The organism is Streptomyces sp. HUAS 15-9, assembly GCF_025642155.1.
GTDB lineage: Bacteria > Actinomycetota > Actinomycetes > Streptomycetales > Streptomycetaceae > Streptomyces.
Genome location: NZ_CP106798.1, coordinates 3,823,744 through 3,838,372, shown reverse-complemented (window position 1 = coordinate 3,838,372; position 14,629 = coordinate 3,823,744). Strand labels below are relative to the sequence as shown.

The 14,629-nt window shown below is 70.7% G+C and carries 13 protein-coding genes; 10 read left to right on the top strand and 3 right to left on the bottom strand.

Annotated elements, in window-relative coordinates; genetic code table 11:
• The first annotated feature begins 99 nt into the window (after positions 1 to 99).
• From N8I87_RS17555 to N8I87_RS17530, 6 genes are all read left to right on the top strand, one after another.
• Complete coding sequence (locus N8I87_RS17555; RefSeq protein ID WP_263209909.1) at positions 100 to 1,332, top strand: amidohydrolase family protein; 1,233 nt, start codon at positions 100 to 102, stop codon at positions 1,330 to 1,332.
• On the top strand, positions 1,329 to 2,258 hold the full coding sequence (locus N8I87_RS17550) for an LLM class F420-dependent oxidoreductase (RefSeq protein WP_263209907.1): 930 nt from the start codon (positions 1,329 to 1,331) through the stop codon (positions 2,256 to 2,258). Before N8I87_RS17555 ends, N8I87_RS17550 begins: the two co-directional genes overlap by 4 nt.
• 9 nt (positions 2,259 to 2,267) lie before the next feature.
• Positions 2,268 to 3,038, top strand: coding sequence for an SDR family NAD(P)-dependent oxidoreductase (locus N8I87_RS17545; RefSeq protein ID WP_263209905.1), 771 nt, complete (start codon positions 2,268 to 2,270; stop codon positions 3,036 to 3,038).
• A 139-nt stretch (positions 3,039 to 3,177) separates the two neighbouring features.
• The gene (locus tag N8I87_RS17540; RefSeq protein WP_411577242.1) at positions 3,178 to 4,296 is read left to right on the top strand and encodes an LLM class flavin-dependent oxidoreductase; all 1,119 of its coding nucleotides are present in this window, start codon (positions 3,178 to 3,180) and stop codon (positions 4,294 to 4,296) included.
• 126 nt (positions 4,297 to 4,422) lie between these two features.
• On the top strand, positions 4,423 to 6,153 hold the full coding sequence (locus N8I87_RS17535) for an N-acyl-D-amino-acid deacylase family protein (RefSeq protein WP_263209901.1): 1,731 nt from the start codon (positions 4,423 to 4,425) through the stop codon (positions 6,151 to 6,153).
• Positions 6,150 to 7,640, top strand: coding sequence for an aldehyde dehydrogenase family protein (locus tag N8I87_RS17530; RefSeq protein ID WP_263209899.1), 1,491 nt, complete (start codon positions 6,150 to 6,152; stop codon positions 7,638 to 7,640). The genes N8I87_RS17535 and N8I87_RS17530 overlap by 4 nt, the downstream gene beginning before the upstream one ends.
• 3 nt (positions 7,641 to 7,643) lie before the next feature.
• On the opposite strand, the gene N8I87_RS17525 is transcribed toward N8I87_RS17530, so the two are convergent.
• Complete coding sequence (locus N8I87_RS17525) at positions 7,644 to 8,039, bottom strand: nitroreductase family deazaflavin-dependent oxidoreductase (protein ID WP_263209896.1); 396 nt, start codon at positions 8,037 to 8,039, stop codon at positions 7,644 to 7,646.
• 55 nt (positions 8,040 to 8,094) lie between these two features.
• Here N8I87_RS17525 and N8I87_RS17520 point away from each other — a divergent pair, with 55 nt between their 5' ends.
• Complete coding sequence (locus tag N8I87_RS17520) at positions 8,095 to 8,271, top strand: hypothetical protein (protein WP_263209894.1); 177 nt, start codon at positions 8,095 to 8,097, stop codon at positions 8,269 to 8,271.
• On the opposite strand, the gene N8I87_RS17515 is transcribed toward N8I87_RS17520, so the two are convergent.
• Entirely contained in the window at positions 8,240 to 9,745 is a 1,506-nt protein-coding gene (locus tag N8I87_RS17515; RefSeq protein ID WP_263209891.1) for a CehA/McbA family metallohydrolase, read from the bottom strand. The genes N8I87_RS17520 and N8I87_RS17515 overlap by 32 nt on opposite strands.
• A 179-nt stretch (positions 9,746 to 9,924) precedes the next feature.
• On the opposite strand from N8I87_RS17515, the gene N8I87_RS17510 reads away from it, so the two are divergent.
• The 3 genes from N8I87_RS17510 (at position 9,925) to N8I87_RS17500 (ending at position 14,121) form a co-directional block, all read left to right on the top strand.
• A complete protein-coding gene (locus tag N8I87_RS17510; RefSeq protein ID WP_263209890.1) occupies positions 9,925 to 10,791 on the top strand; it encodes an LLM class F420-dependent oxidoreductase in 867 nt (288 codons plus the stop codon).
• A gap of 69 nt (positions 10,792 to 10,860) precedes the next feature.
• On the top strand, positions 10,861 to 13,446 hold the full coding sequence (locus tag N8I87_RS17505) for a bifunctional FO biosynthesis protein CofGH (RefSeq protein WP_263209888.1): 2,586 nt from the start codon (positions 10,861 to 10,863) through the stop codon (positions 13,444 to 13,446).
• A 90-nt stretch (positions 13,447 to 13,536) separates the two neighbouring features.
• Positions 13,537 to 14,121, top strand: coding sequence for a hypothetical protein (locus N8I87_RS17500; RefSeq protein ID WP_263209887.1), 585 nt, complete (start codon positions 13,537 to 13,539; stop codon positions 14,119 to 14,121).
• Here N8I87_RS17500 and N8I87_RS17495 read toward each other — a convergent pair.
• Positions 14,114 to 14,617 (bottom strand): DUF2165 domain-containing protein, encoded by a 504-nt coding sequence (locus tag N8I87_RS17495; protein WP_263209885.1) that lies wholly within the window; start codon positions 14,615 to 14,617, stop codon positions 14,114 to 14,116. The two genes, N8I87_RS17500 and N8I87_RS17495, sit on opposite strands and share 8 nt — an antisense overlap.
• Between the last annotated feature and the right edge of the window lie 12 nt (positions 14,618 to 14,629).

Below are 14,629 nucleotides of genomic sequence, written 5' to 3'. Positions count from 1 at the left end.
CCCCTCACAAGCTCTACGCACAGTTCCGCACAGACCTCACCATCACGGACGCCCGCACAATAGCTGACGGACCGTCAGATCGGCGCTACCGTGAGCGGCATGGACACCCGGACAGAACTGCCGGAGATCATCTCCGTCGACGACCACACCGTTGAGCCCGCGCACGTCTGGCAGGACCGGCTGCCGGCCAGGTACCGGGACACCGGGCCGCGTATCGTCCGCGCCCCGCTCAAGGACATGTCCTTCCTCGGCGGGCGGTTCAAGCCCGTGATGGGGAAGCAGGGGGACGACGGGCCCATCGGCGACTGGTGGGTCTATGAAGACCTGCACCGGCCCCTCACCCGCCTCGACACCGCCGTCGGCTACAGCAGGGACGAGATCAAGCTGGAGGTGATCACGTACGAGCAGATGCGGGCCGGGTCGTACGACGTTCCGCAGCGGCTCGCCGACATGGACGTCAACCACGTCCAGTCCGCCCTCTGTTTCCCGACCTTCCCGCGCTTCTGCGGCCAGACCTTCACCGAGGCCAAGGACCGCGAGCTCGCCCTGCTGTGCGTGCGTGCCTACAACGACTGGATGGTGGAGGAGTGGTGCGGGCCCGAGGCGCGCGGGCGGCTCATACCGCTCGGCCTCATACCCCTGTGGGACGCCGACCTGGCCGCCGCCGAGATCCGCCGCAACGCCGCCCGCGGCGTGCGTGCCGTCGCCTTCTCCGAGATACCCCCGCACCTCGGGCTCCCCTCCGTCCACACCGACGACTGGGACCCCTTTCTCGCGGCCTGCGACGAGACCGGCACGGTCGTCGCCATGCACATCGGCTCCAGCAGCCGTATGCCCTCCACCTCCGCCGACGCCCCGCCCGCCGTCGGCTCCACCATCACCTTCGCCAACTGCTGCTTCTCGATGGTCGACTGGCTGATGAGCGGGAAGTTCGAGCGCTTCCCGAACCTCAAGGTCATGTACGCGGAGGGGCAGATCGGCTGGATCCCGTACATCCTGGAGCGCGCCGACGTGGTGTGGGAGGAGAACCGGGGCTGGGGCGGGGTCGCCGACAAGGTCACCCGGCCGCCCTCCGAGCTGTTCGCCGAGCATGTCTACGGCTGTTTCTTCGACGACGCCTTCGGGCTGCGCAACCTCGACTCCATCGGCGTCGGCAATGTGCTGTACGAGACCGACTACCCCCACTCCGACTCCACCTGGCCGAAGTCCAGGGAGGTCGGCGAGGCCCAGATGGGCCACCTCCCGGCGGACGTCGTCGAACGGATCGTCCGCGGGAACGCCATCGAGCTGCTGGGACTCACGCGGGACGGACTGTGGAAGGGGTCCGTGTGAGCCTCGCCTACGGCATCCAGCTCCCCGTCCAGTCACAGAGCACGATCTACGCCGAGGGCTGGGAGGCCGCCGCGGGCCCGGCCGACCTGGTGGCGATCGCGCGGACCGCCGACCGGGCCGGGTTCGACTACATCGCCTGCTGCGACCACGTCGCCATCCCGCGTCGGCTGGCCGCGGCCATGAGCACGGTCTGGTACGACCCCGTCGCCACCCTTGCCCACCTCGCCGCCGTCACCGAGCGGGTACGGCTGCTCAGCCATGTCGCCATCGTGGGCCTGCGGCATCCGCTCCTCACCGCCAAGCAGTACGCCACCCTCGACCACCTCGCGAGCGGCCGCCTGCTCCTCGGGGTCGGCGCCGGGCACGTGGAGGAGGAGTTCACGGCGCTCGGGGTGGACTTCCGGCAGCGCGGGGCCGTGCTCGACGAGACGATCGACGCGCTGAGGGCCGCGCTGGGGCCGGACGAATTCCCCGAGCACCACGGGAAGCTGTACGACTTCGAAGGGCTCGGCCAGCTTCCCCGGCCCGCCCAGGCCCGGGTCCCCCTCTGGGTCGGCGGGTCCTCGCCCGCCGCCGTACGCCGGGCCGCCCTCAAGGGTGACGGCTGGCTGCCGCAGGGGGATCCGCGGGACCGGCTGCCCGCCCAGATCGCCGAGCTCAAGCGGCTGAGGGGCGAGGCGGGTATCGAGGCGCCACTGACCGTCGGAGCCATCACCGAGCCCCTGTACGTCGGCACGCCCACCTGGGACGTCGGCCGCCGTACCCTCTCCGGCCCCCCCGATGCCCTCGCCGAGTCGCTGCGTGCCTACCGGGCCATGGGTGTGCACCAGATCCAGGTGCGCTTCCGCTGCCGCAGCCGCGCGGAGCTCACTGACCAGATGACCGCCTTCGGGGCCGAGGTCGCCCCCGGGCTCGACCCAGGCTGAGGAGTGGACATGGGCAAACTGGACGGACGCGTCGTGATCGTCACCGGAGCGGCGCGCGGGCAGGGCGAGCAGGAGGCGCGCCTGTTCGCCGGGGAGGGCGCGCGGGTCGTCCTGACCGATGTGCTGGACGACCGGGGCGAGGAGCTCGCCAAGGAACTCGGGGCGCCGTACGTCCACCTCGACGTGGGCCAGGAGGCCGACTGGCAGGGCGCCCTCGCGGCCGCCAAGAAGGCGTACGGCCGGGTCGACGGGCTCGTCAACAACGCCGGCATCCTGCGCTTCAACTCCCTCGTGGACACGCCCCTCGAGGAATTCATGCAGGTCATACAGGTCAACCAGGTCGGCTGCTTCCTGGGTATGAAGACCGTGGCGCCGGAGATGGCCGACGGGGGCACGATCGTCAACACCGCCTCGTACACCGCGCTCACCGGGATGGCGGCCGTGGGCACGTACGCGGCGACCAAGCACGCCGTCCTGGGCCTCACCCGGGTCGCCGCCCTGGAGCTGGCCGGCCGCCGGATCCGGGTCAACGCCATCTGTCCGGGCGCCATCGACACCGCGATGTCCAACCCGGCCCGGCTCGACCCGGATGCCGATCCCGAGGAGATGACCCGGGCCCTGGACGAGCTGTACCGCAAGCTCGTGCCGCTCGGCCGGATCGGCAGACCGGAGGAGGTGGCCCGGCTGGCCCTCTTCCTCACCTCGGACGACTCCTCGTACATCACCGGGCAGCCGTTCGTGATCGACGGCGGCTGGCTGGCCGGCGTGAGCGTGATCTGACCGCGTGATCTGACTAATCGTCAGCTATTGACGGTGCAACCCCGTGGTGCCACAGTCAGGCGCTAGTTGAATCTGACGAAGCGTCAGAAACAGGTAAGCGCCAGAAACAGGCGAAGAACAACAGGGACGGTGAACCGCCTTGGAATTCGGGCTCTTTGTACAGGGATACGTGGGCAAGCGCGCCGAGACCGACCCGCTGGCCGAGCACAAGGCACTGATGGAGGAGACCGAGTACGTCATCCAGGCGGACAAGTCCGGCTTCAAGTACGCCTGGGCGTCCGAACACCACTTCCTGGACGAGTACTCGCACCTGTCCGCCAACGACGTCTTCCTCGGCTACCTGGCCCACGCCACTGAGCGCATCCACCTCGGCTCGGGGATCTTCAACCCGCTCGCCCAGGTCAACCACCCGGTGAAGGTGGCCGAGAAGGTCGCCATGCTCGACCACCTCTCCGGCAACCGCTTCGAGTTCGGCAGCGGGCGGGGGGCCGGCAGCCACGAGATCCTCGGCTTCCTGCCGGGCGTGACCGACATGAACTACACCAAGGAGATCTGGGAAGAGACCATCGCCGAGTTCCCCAAGATGTGGCTCCAGGACGAGTACGCCGGCTTCCAGGGCAAGCACTGGCAGCTGCCGCCCAGGAAGGTCCTGCCCAAGCCGTACGGCAAGTCGCATCCGGCGATGTGGTACGCGGCCGGGTCGCCGCCGTCGTATGCCATGGCCGCGCGCAAGGGGCTCGGCGTCCTCGGCTTCAGCATCCAGAAGGTCTCCGACATGGAGTGGGTGCTGGAGCAGTACAAGACGGCGATCGTGAACGCGGAGCCCGTCGGGGACTTCGTGAACGACAACGTGATGGTGACGACCACGGCGATCTGCGCGCCGACGCACGACGAGGCGATCCGGATCGCCGCGTCCGGGGGGCTGCACTATCTGCCCTCGCTGGTGTTCCGGTACCACGACACTTTCCCGCGGCCCGAGGGCTTTCCGGTGTGGCCGGAGACCCTTCCCGAGTACACGCCGGAGTTCGTGGAGCTGCTGGTCGAGGAGGAACTGCTGATCTGCGGCGACCCGGACGAGGTGCTGCGGCAGTGCAAGCGGTGGGAGCAGGCCGGGGCGGATCAGTTGAGCTTCGGGCTGCCGGTGGGGGTGCCGAAGGAGGAGACGCTGCAGACGATTCGGTTGATCGGTGAGCACGTCATTCCGAAGATCGACACGGATCCTGTGCATCGGACAACGCGGTTCCGGGCGGGGGCGTAAACGCCGTTCCGGGGTGCGGGCGGGTAGGGGCTGGTCGTGCTCGCGCGGCGGAACCGCATATCGAAACAGCCCCGCGCCCCTGAAGCAGGTCGGTCACCGCATCGCAGGTTTGAGGAGACCAGGTTCATGCTCGATCACGTCATCAAAGGCGCGACCGTCGTCGACGGGACGGGTGCGCCTGCATTCGTTGCCGACGTCGGTATCCGTGAAGGCCGTATCGCCGTCGTCGGCACCGTCACCGAGGAGTCCCGTACCAGCGAGGACGCCACCGGACTCGTCCTCGCCCCCGGCTTCGTCGACCCGCACACCCACTACGACGCCCAGCTGTTCTGGGACCCGTACGCGACCCCGTCCCTGAACCACGGGGTGACCACGGTCGCGGCCGGGAACTGCGGGTTCACCCTCGCGCCGCTCAACCCGGACCGGCCCGAGGACGCCGACTACACCCGCCGCATGATGTCCAAGGTGGAGGGGATGTCGCTGGTCGCACTGGAGGAGGGCGCGCCCTGGAGCTGGCGCACCTTCGGGGAGTATCTGGACGCTCTCGAAGGGCGGATCGCCGTCAACGCCGGGTTCATGGTCGGGCACTGTGCCCTGCGCCGGTACGTGATGGGGCCGGACGCGGTCGGCGGGCAGCCCGACCAGGAGCAACTCACCCGAATCGTAAGGCTGTTGCACGAGGCCATGGATGCGGGCGCCTGGGGCTTCTCCACGACCCAGTCCTCGACCCACTCCGACGGCGACGGGCAGCCCGTGGCGTCGAGGCACGCGCTGCCCGCCGAGCTGCTGGCCCTGTCCAAGGCCGTCTCAGAGCACGAGGGCACGCAGATCGAGGCGATCGTCGCGGGCTGCCTGGACCAGTTCAGCGACGACGAGATCGACCTGCTCGTGGAGATGAGCGCGGCCGCCGGACGCCCCCTGAACTGGAACGTCCTCACGGTCGACGCGGCGGTCCCGGAGAGGGTGCCCAGGCAGCTGACGGCGAGTGAGCGGGCGCGGAAGGCGGGCGGGCGGATCGTCGCCCTCACCATGCCGATCCTCACGCCGATGAACATGTCGCTCGGCACGTTCTGCGCGCTCAACCTCATCCCCGGATGGGGCCCGATCCTCGGACTTCCTGTACCCGAGCGGATCGCGCGGCTCCGTGACCCGGACGTGCGGGCGGAGTTGCTCCGGCGCGCTCGGTCGAAGGAAGCGGGTGTCTTCCGGCGGCTGGCGAACTTCGGGCGGTACGTCATCGGCGACACCTACAGCGAGGCGAACGCCGGGCTGACCGGCCGGGTGGTCCGCGACATCGCGGCGGAGCGGGGGCAGGACCCCTTCCACTGCCTGGTAGAGATCTGCGCCGCTGATGAGCTCCGTACGGTCCTGTGGCCGATGCCCACCGACAACGACCCGGACTCCTGGGCGCTCAGGGCGGAGACCTGGCGGCACGAGGACGTCATGCTCGGCGGCTCGGACGCGGGCGCGCATCTGGACCGCATGTGCGGGGCGCCGTACACCACCCGTTTCATCGGCGACTGTCTGCGCGGCCGGAAGCTGCTGGGTCTTGAGCAGGCGGTGAGGATGCTGACGGACGATCCCGCACGGCTGTTCGGGCTGCGTGAGCGCGGCCGGATCCGGGAGGGCTGGCATGCGGACCTGGTGCTGTTCGATCCGGAGCGGATCGACGCGGGCCAGGCCACCCTGGTGCACGATCTGCCGGGTGACAGCCCTCGGCTGGACTCCCGGGCGATCGGGGTGCGGGCCGTGTGGGTCAACGGCATCGAGGCGATCCGGGACGACGTGGTGAGCGGGGCCGTGCCCGGGAAGGTGCTGCGCTCCGGGCGGGACACGAGGACGGTGAGCACCCGGTGAGTTCCCCGTCCGAAGGACAGCGGCTGTTCATCGGCGGCGCCTGGGTGGACCCCGACGCGGGTCACCACCCGGTGACCGATCCCGCGACCGAGGAGACCGTCGGCCTGGCGCCGGAGGCCTCGCGGGATCAGGTGCGCGCGGCCTGCGCCGCGGCCCGTGAGGCCTTCGGGTCGTGGTCCCGGACGGCCCCGGAGGAGCGGGCGGCCGTGCTCGGGCGGGCCGCGGACATCATCCGCGGACGATTGCTCCCGTACGCGGATCTGGCCCGGGCGGAGACCGGTGCCACGACCGGGACGGCGCGCGGGATGCAGGTGGGGGTGGCGGTGGCCCGGTTCCGCCGGTACGCGCGGGTCGAACCTGCCGAGTGGGCGATTCCGCCGCAGATCAACGAGGCGGGTGGGGGTACCTCCCACGCCCTTGAGGCAGTGGGGGCGGGGAAGGCGGGCGTGATGGGCGCGCTCGCGATACGCCAGCCCGTCGGCGTCGTCACCTGTGTCACGTCCTACAACAACCCGTGGGCGAACCCGGCCGGAAAGGTCGCCCCGGCGCTGGCCATGGGCAACACGGTGGTGGTGAAGCCGGCGCCGCAGGACCCGCTGTCCGTCTACCGGATGGCGGAGGCGCTGGAGGCGGCGGGGGTCCCGCCCGGGGTGGTGAACGTGGTCTCCGGCCGGGCGGTGGAGGTCGGCGAGGAGGCCGTGGCGTCCCCCGACGTCGACATGGTGAGCTTCACCGGCTCCACGGTGGTGGGGCAGCGCATCGCCGAGGTGTGCGGACGGCAGATGAAGCGGCAGCTGATGGAGCTGGGCGGAAAGGGGGCGGCGGTCGTCTTCGACGACGCGGACATCGGGTCGGCGGTGGCGGGGATCGGGACGACGTTCTCCTTCTACAGCGGCCAGATCTGCACCGCGCCGACGCGGGTGCTGGCGCAGCGGGGCGTGTACGACCGCCTGGTCGGGCAACTCGCCGCCTACGTCGCCCGGTTGAAGGTGGGTGATCCCAGGGAGCCGGACACGGTGGTGGGCCCGGTGATCTCGGCGGAACACCGCGACCGGGTGGAGTCGTACGTCGACCTGGCCCGCAAGGAGGGCGCGACGGTGATGACGGGCGGCGAACGCCCCGCCCTCGACCGTGGCTTCTACGTCTCTCCCACCCTCCTCGCCGACTGCACGAACGACATGCGGGTGGCCCGGGAGGAGATCTTCGGCCCGGTGGTGTCGGTGATCCCCTTCGACGAGGAGGACGAGGGCGTGGCCCTCGCCAACGACTCCGACTACGGCCTGATCGACTACGTCTGGTCGGGTGATGTGGCCAGGGCCTTCCGGGTGGCCCGGCGGCTGCGGGCCGGCGGGGTCGGCGTCAACACCGTCGGCCGCAACATGGAGGCACCGTTCGGGGGCTTCAAGAAGAGCGGGGTGGGCCGGGACGTGGGCGTGTACGCCCTGCACGCGTACAGCGAGGTGCAGGCGATCGTCTGGCCGGGGTGAGGGTCAGCTCGTCAGATCCACCCGTACCGTCAGCAGATCGGTCCCCAGCGCCCACACCGCCGTGCTGTTCAGGCGGGGCAGGGTGCGCAGGCGGGTCAGGGGGTCGTCGTCCGGGAGGAGGTGGGCGGTGCCGGTGTGCCAGCGGCCCCTGATGCGGACGCGGACCGTCGGGTCGGCCTGGATGTTGCGGACGTACTGGGACTTCTCGCCGAACTCCGAGACCAGCCAGAAGGAGTCACCGATACGGCGTCCGCCCACCGGCGTCTGCCGGGGCAGGCCGGACTTGCGGCCCGTGGTCTCCAGGACCGTCTGGAGCGGGATCCGGCATAGGACCGGGTTGCCGATGTGGCGCTGGAACCGGGTGACGGCCTGGTGCTTCAGATCGGTGTAGCGGGACATGCGCTCGGAGCCTCTCGCGGGCGGCGGCTGGATCGGTTGATGCGAAGGTACGCCCATGAGCATCGCGAGAGCCGAAACCATCCGTACGGCGCGGCTGGAGCCGCTGCCGCTGCTCAAACACCGCGCCTCCGCCGCCGTCGCCGGGCTCGTGCCCGGCGGCGACTTGCGGGAGGACGGGGAGGCGCGGTGGGTGCTCGACGTCAGCGGCGGCCGAGGAAGATCGGGTTCGTGAAGGCCGCCAGCGCTCCGGGCAGCGGGCCCGCCGCCGTCTCGTGGCGCAGTTCGGCGCGGACGTAGGCGGCGTACGACGGTGTCGTCCGCCACTCCACCACGCCCGAGCCCGTCACCGGCAGGGGGCCGCTCGTCTTCAGGACGCCCTGGTCCGTGACGAAGTTGACCGTGCAGCGGGGGGTGCCCGACGCCTCCAGGCGGACCGTCACCGGGGTGTCGGGGTCCACGTCGAGGCGCTCGCCGATGCCGACCTGCCGGGCCCGGCCGCCTGTCGCCGTGAAGGCCAGGCGGACGCTCGCGGATTCGGCGACGTACGAGCGGCCCGCGCGGATGCCGTCCTGGATCGCCTCCCGGCTCAGGTCGTCGGCCAGGACGACCGTCTGCGGTGTGCCGACCACGTCGGGGTCACGGTGCGCGTCGCTGTTGCCCATCGCCGGGAGCCAGTCCCGGCCCTCCCGCACCGACGCGACGAGCTGGTTGTCCCACTCGGCCAGCGTGACCTCGTCGTCGGGCGTGTAGGGGCCGTTCCACACCTCGATGGCGTCGGCCTCGCCGAAGCCGAACTTCCAGCCGCAGCCGACGCAGGTGGCGTGCGGATGGGCCGGGACGACCAGGCCGCCGGTGCGGCGGATCTCCCGCGCGAACCGGCCGAAGCGGCTGTCGCGGGCGCGGTATCGCCAGTCGATGAAGGTGCCGGGGTCCGTGCCGAGGGCGAGCACGTGGCCGTTGCGTGTCGTGACCTCCTCGCCCAGCATGATCAGCAGGTCGTCGCCCGCCTCGTCGGCCCAGTGCGCGTGCGCGGAGTGCGTGTTGTGCTCGGAGGTGTTGATGAAGTCCAGGCCCGCCGCCCGCGCCAGCGCCGCGATCTCGGCCGGGGTGCGGCGGCCGTCGGAGTACCAGGAGTGCAGATGGCAGTCGCCCCGGTACCAGGCCCGGCCGCGGCCCTTCGCGCGCTGCGGCGGGTAGACCGGGCGGACGGCCGTGCCGGGTTCGCCGTACGTCAGGGTGGTCGTGAGCTCGTACGTCAGTCCCTGCGGCGCCACCGTGTAGGGGCCGAGGGCGATGTGCCAGGTGCCCGCGCCGACCGGGCCCGGGATGTAGCCGGGCGTGGCGTCGTCCGCGCGGATGAAGAACTCGGTGCGGGCGCCGCCCGACCAGCCCCTAAAGCCCCGGCCGCCCAGGTCGGTGCCGTGCTGGTCGAAGATGCCTATGTCGAGGGCGTTGCCCGCGGTGCCGACCGGGACGGACGGCCTCTCGTAGGTGTAGGAGACCTTGATCTCCCGTACACCGGAGGGGACTTCCACCGGCACGTACACAAAGTCGGGGGAGCCGGGCGGCAGGGTGCCGCTGACCGTCCGGGTCTCCTGGTCCTGGCCGTCCGCCGCTGCGAAGTTCACGCTTCCCAACGTAAGCGCGGCGGCGGTGCCGGTCACGAACAAAGCGCGTCTGCCGAAGCCTTTCCTGTCCTCGTCCATGGCTGTCACTGTCGGGGTCGGGGGTGAACTCCCGTGGACGGGAAGGGAATCGGGGGCGGGCGGTATGTCATGTGGGCGGGCAGCCCCGCGACGCGTCATGTGATGCCGACTGGCCGGTATGAACATCTGAGGTCTGCCTGGGTACAGACATCTGAGGTGTGCCTGGGTACAGATGGGTCATGAGAATCGCCGTCACGATCTTCCTCACCGACGAGACCATCGCCCCCGTCCGGCTCGCCCGTGAGCTGGAACAGCGCGGCTTCGCCGGGCTGTATCTGCCCGAGCACACCCATATGCCCGTCGAGCGGACCACCCCGTACCCGGCAGGCGGTGAGCTGCCGCGCGAGTACGGCCGTACCCTCGACCCCTTCGTCGCCCTCGGGCAGGCCGCCGCGGTGACCGGGCGGCTGGGGCTCGGCACCGGCATCACGCTCGTCGCCCAGCACGACCCGATCGGCCTCGCCAAGCAGATCGCGACCCTGGACCATCTGTCCGACGGGCGGTTCACGCTCGGCCTCGGCTTCGGCTGGAACGTCGAGGAGGCCGCCGACCACGGGGTCGAGTGGCGTACGCGGCGGGAGCTGGTGCGCGACCGGATGGGGCTCATGCGTGCGTTGTGGGGCGAGGAACCGACCGCCTATGTGGGGGAGTTCGGGAGTGTGCGGGCCAGCCGGGCCCATCCCAAGCCGGTGCAGAAGCCCAGGGGCCCGGTCGTCGGCCCCCGGACGCTCGTCGGCGGTGCCGCCGGGCCCAAGTTGTTCGCGCACATCGCCGAGTACGCGGATGGCTGGATGCCGATCGGCGGGCGCGGGCTCGCCGAGTCGCTGCCCGTGCTGCGCTCCGTGTGGGCGGACGCCGGGCGGGATCCAGCCGCCCTCCAGGTGGTGCCGTACGCCGTTCAGCCCACCCCCGGAAAGCTCGCCCACTACACCGAACTCGGCGTCGAGGAGACCGTGGTGCAGCTGCCGCCCGCCGGGGAGCCGGAGGTGCTGCGGGTGCTCGACGAGTACGCCCGATATCTGCCAGGAGCCAGTGACACGGTGTAACGACGAGCGGCCGGGGGTGAATCGGACAGCACCTCTTTGCCCTGATCAACCCGAACGTATGCTCAAACAATGACGACTTCCGCGACCTCCGGAACCGGCCCGACCGAGAACTCCATGCGTCGCGCCCTCAAGCGTGCCCGGGACGGCGTCGCCCTCGACGTCTCCGAGGCGGCGGTGCTGCTCCAGGCGCGCGGCGAGGCCCTCGAGGACCTCGCCGCGTCCGCCGCCCGGGTACGGGACGCGGGCCTCGACGCGGCGGGCAGGCCCGGTGTCATCACGTACTCGAAGAGCGTCTTCATCCCCCTCACCCGGCTGTGCCGGGACAAGTGCCACTACTGCACCTTCGTCACCGTGCCCGGCAAGCTCCGCCGCGCCGGGCACGGGATGTTCATGTCCCCGGACGAGGTCCTCGACATCGCCCGCAAGGGCGCGGCCCTCGGCTGCAAGGAAGCTCTGATCACCCTCGGCGACAAGCCCGAGGACCGCTGGCCGGAGGCCAGGGAATGGCTCGACGCGCACGGCTACGACGACACCGTCGCGTACGTCCGGGCCGTCTCCATCCGCATCCTGGAGGAGACGGGCCTGCTGCCCCACCTCAATCCGGGCGTCATGAGCTGGACGGACTTCCAGCGGCTCAAGCCGGTGGCCCCGTCGATGGGCATGATGCTGGAGACGACGGCGACCCGTCTGTGGTCGGAGCCCGGCGGCCCGCACCACGGCTCCCCGGACAAGGAGCCCGCCGTACGCCTGCGCGTCCTGGAGGACGCCGGCCGCTCCTCCGTGCCCTTCACCTCGGGGCTGCTCATCGGCATCGGCGAGACGTACGAGGAGCGCGCCGACTCCCTGTTCGCGCTGCGCCGTGTCTCCCGCTCCTACCACGGCATCCAGGAGCTGATCATCCAGAACTTCCGCGCCAAGCCGGACACGGCGATGCGCGGGATGCCGGACGCCGAACTGGACGAACTGGTCGCCACGGTGGCGGTGGCCCGGCACATCATGGGCCCGGCCGCCTGCCTCCAGGCCCCGCCCAACCTCGTGGACAGCGAGTACGAGCGGCTGATCGGCGCGGGCATCGACGACTGGGGCGGGGTCTCCCCGCTCACCATCGACCACGTCAACCCCGAACGCCCCTGGCCGCAGATCGAGGAGCTGACCGAGCGGTCCCGGGCGGCCGGCTTCGAGCTGCGTGAACGCCTGTGTGTGTACCCGGAGTTCGTCACGCGCGGGGAGCCCTGGCTGGACCCGCGCCTGCTGCCGCACGTGCGGGCGCTTGCGGACCCGGAGACGGGCCTGGCCCGGCCGGACGCGGTCGTCGAGGGGCACCCCTGGCAGGAGCCGGAGGAGGCCTTCGTCGCCACCGGGCGCACCGATCTGCACCGCACCATCGACACCGACGGCCGTACCGCCGACCGGCGCGACGACTTCGACGAGGTGTACGGCGACTGGGGCGCCCTGCGCGAGGCGGCCGCCCCGGGAATGGCGCCGGAGCGGATCGACGCCGACGTCCGCGCGGCCCTGGCGACCGCCGCCGACGACCCGACGCGACTGACCGACGCCGAGGCGCTGGCCCTCTTCCACGCGGACGGCCCGGCGCTGGACGCGCTGACCCGGATCGCGGACGACGTGCGCAGGTCGGCGGTCGGCGAGGACGTGACGTACGTCGTCACCCGGAACATCAACTTCACCAACGTCTGCTACACCGGCTGCCGCTTCTGCGCCTTCGCCCAGCGCCGCACGGACGCCGACGCCTACACGCTGTCCCTGGAGCAGGTCGCCGACCGCGCCCAGCAGGCGTGGGACGTGGGAGCGGTCGAGGTGTGCATGCAGGGCGGGATCCATCCGGACCTGCCCGGGACGGCGTACTTCGACATCGCCAAGGCGGTCAAGGAGCGGGTCCCCGGTATGCATGTGCACGCCTTCTCGCCGATGGAGGTGGTCAACGGCGCGACCCGTACGGGCATGTCCGTCCGTGAGTGGCTCACGGCGGCCAAGGAGGCGGGCCTCGACACCATCCCGGGCACGGCGGCGGAGATCCTCGACGACGAGGTCCGCTGGGTGCTGACCAAGGGCAAGCTGCCCACGGCCACCTGGATCGAGGTCGTCACGACCGCACACGAGCTGGGCATCCGGTCGAGCTCGACGATGATGTACGGCCATGTGGACCAGCCCCGCCACTGGCTCGGCCATCTGCGCACCCTGGCCGGTATCCAGCAGCGGACGGGCGGCTTCACCGAGTTCGTGACCCTGCCCTTCATCCACACCAACGCCCCCGTCTATCTGGCGGGCATCGCGCGCCCCGGGCCGACGACACGGGACAACCGGGCGGTGACGGCGATGGCCCGGCTGTTGCTGCACCCGTGGATCCCCAATATCCAGACAAGCTGGGTGAAACTGGGCGCGGAGGGTGCGGCGGAGATGCTCCGCTCCGGAGCCAACGACCTGGGCGGCACGCTCATGGAGGAGACGATCTCCCGGATGGCGGGCTCGTCGTACGGCTCGTACAAGTCGGTCAGGGAGCTGATCGCGGTGGCGGAGGCGGCCGGCCGCCCGGCACGGCCGCGGACGACGCTGTACGGGGAGGTGTCGGAGGAGCGGCAGCGGGTGGCGGCGGCGTCGGACGGGCATCTGCCGGAGCTGCTGCCGGTGCTGGACTGAGGTAGCGCTCGGGAGGGCCCGGTAGCGCTCGCAGTACGATGATCCGACCCCTGTGCGATGGGGGACCCGGAGCTGAGGAGATGCGTGCCCGTGCCTGCCCGACTGCCCTCGTGGGCCTGGGTCACCGGCCTTACGGCGGGGGCGACCGCCGCCGTCGTCGTCCTCGCCGTACAGGCGGACAGGGGCCCGCACCCGACGGCCGCGTCCGTCCGGCCGAGCGCCTCGGCGTCGGCAGGCGCGCACGGGTCCGACGCGTCGAAGCAGAAGTCGAAGCCGAAGACGTCCACCGTCCCCGCGGTACCGGCGGACTCGGGCATGGGCCGCCGGGTCGTCTACTCGCTCGGGCAGAAGCGGGTGTGGCTGGTCGACGCGAGCGACAAGGCCGGCCGCTCCTTCACGGTTTGGCCGGGAACGGTGAGCCCCGACCCCGGCACCTACACGATCTCCAAGACCCTCGCGTCCACCACCGGCTCCGACGGCGTGCAGATCGAGCATATTCTGTACTTCGCGGCAAAATCGGGCCTGTCGATCGCCTTCTCCAACGCGGCCGACGGCTCCTCCCCGGCGCCCGCCGAGGGCAAGCAGACCAGCGGCATCCGCATGCCCAAGGCGGACGGCACGGCACTGTGGACCTTCGGCACGGAGCCGAACACCAAGGTGACCGTCGTCAAGTAGCCGACTTCTCCGGCAGCTGTACGACGATCAGACTGATCCCGGTGAGCACGAGGACGCGGGTCGCCGCGTCCAGCCCGTTCCAGGTCTTCGACTGCCACATGGCGAACCACTCACCGCCGATCGCGATGAACCCGGCGCCGAAGAGCAGCATGAGCATCAGCAGCCCGTAGGTGGAGAGCTGCCGGGCGCGGTCGTGCCGGCGTCTCGCCCAGAACCACGTCCCGGCGATCAGCACGAGCGCCGTGACCGTCTCCCACACGATGATGGCGATGTACGCGGCGTCCTGAAGCCCCTTGCTCGTGATCGCCCGCCACATCAGGTCGTCGTCCTTGAACGTGGTGTCCATGGCGAGAACATGCCGCACGAATTGCTGGTTGGTCCCGAAGTCCGTGATGTTCCCGAGGGCGACGAGGGAGATGTAGAGCGCGACGGTGGCGGTGAGCAGGGCCGCGGAGAGGCGAAGGGTGCGTGAGGTGCCTGAGGTGGGGGTGGTCATGGGGATGATCTT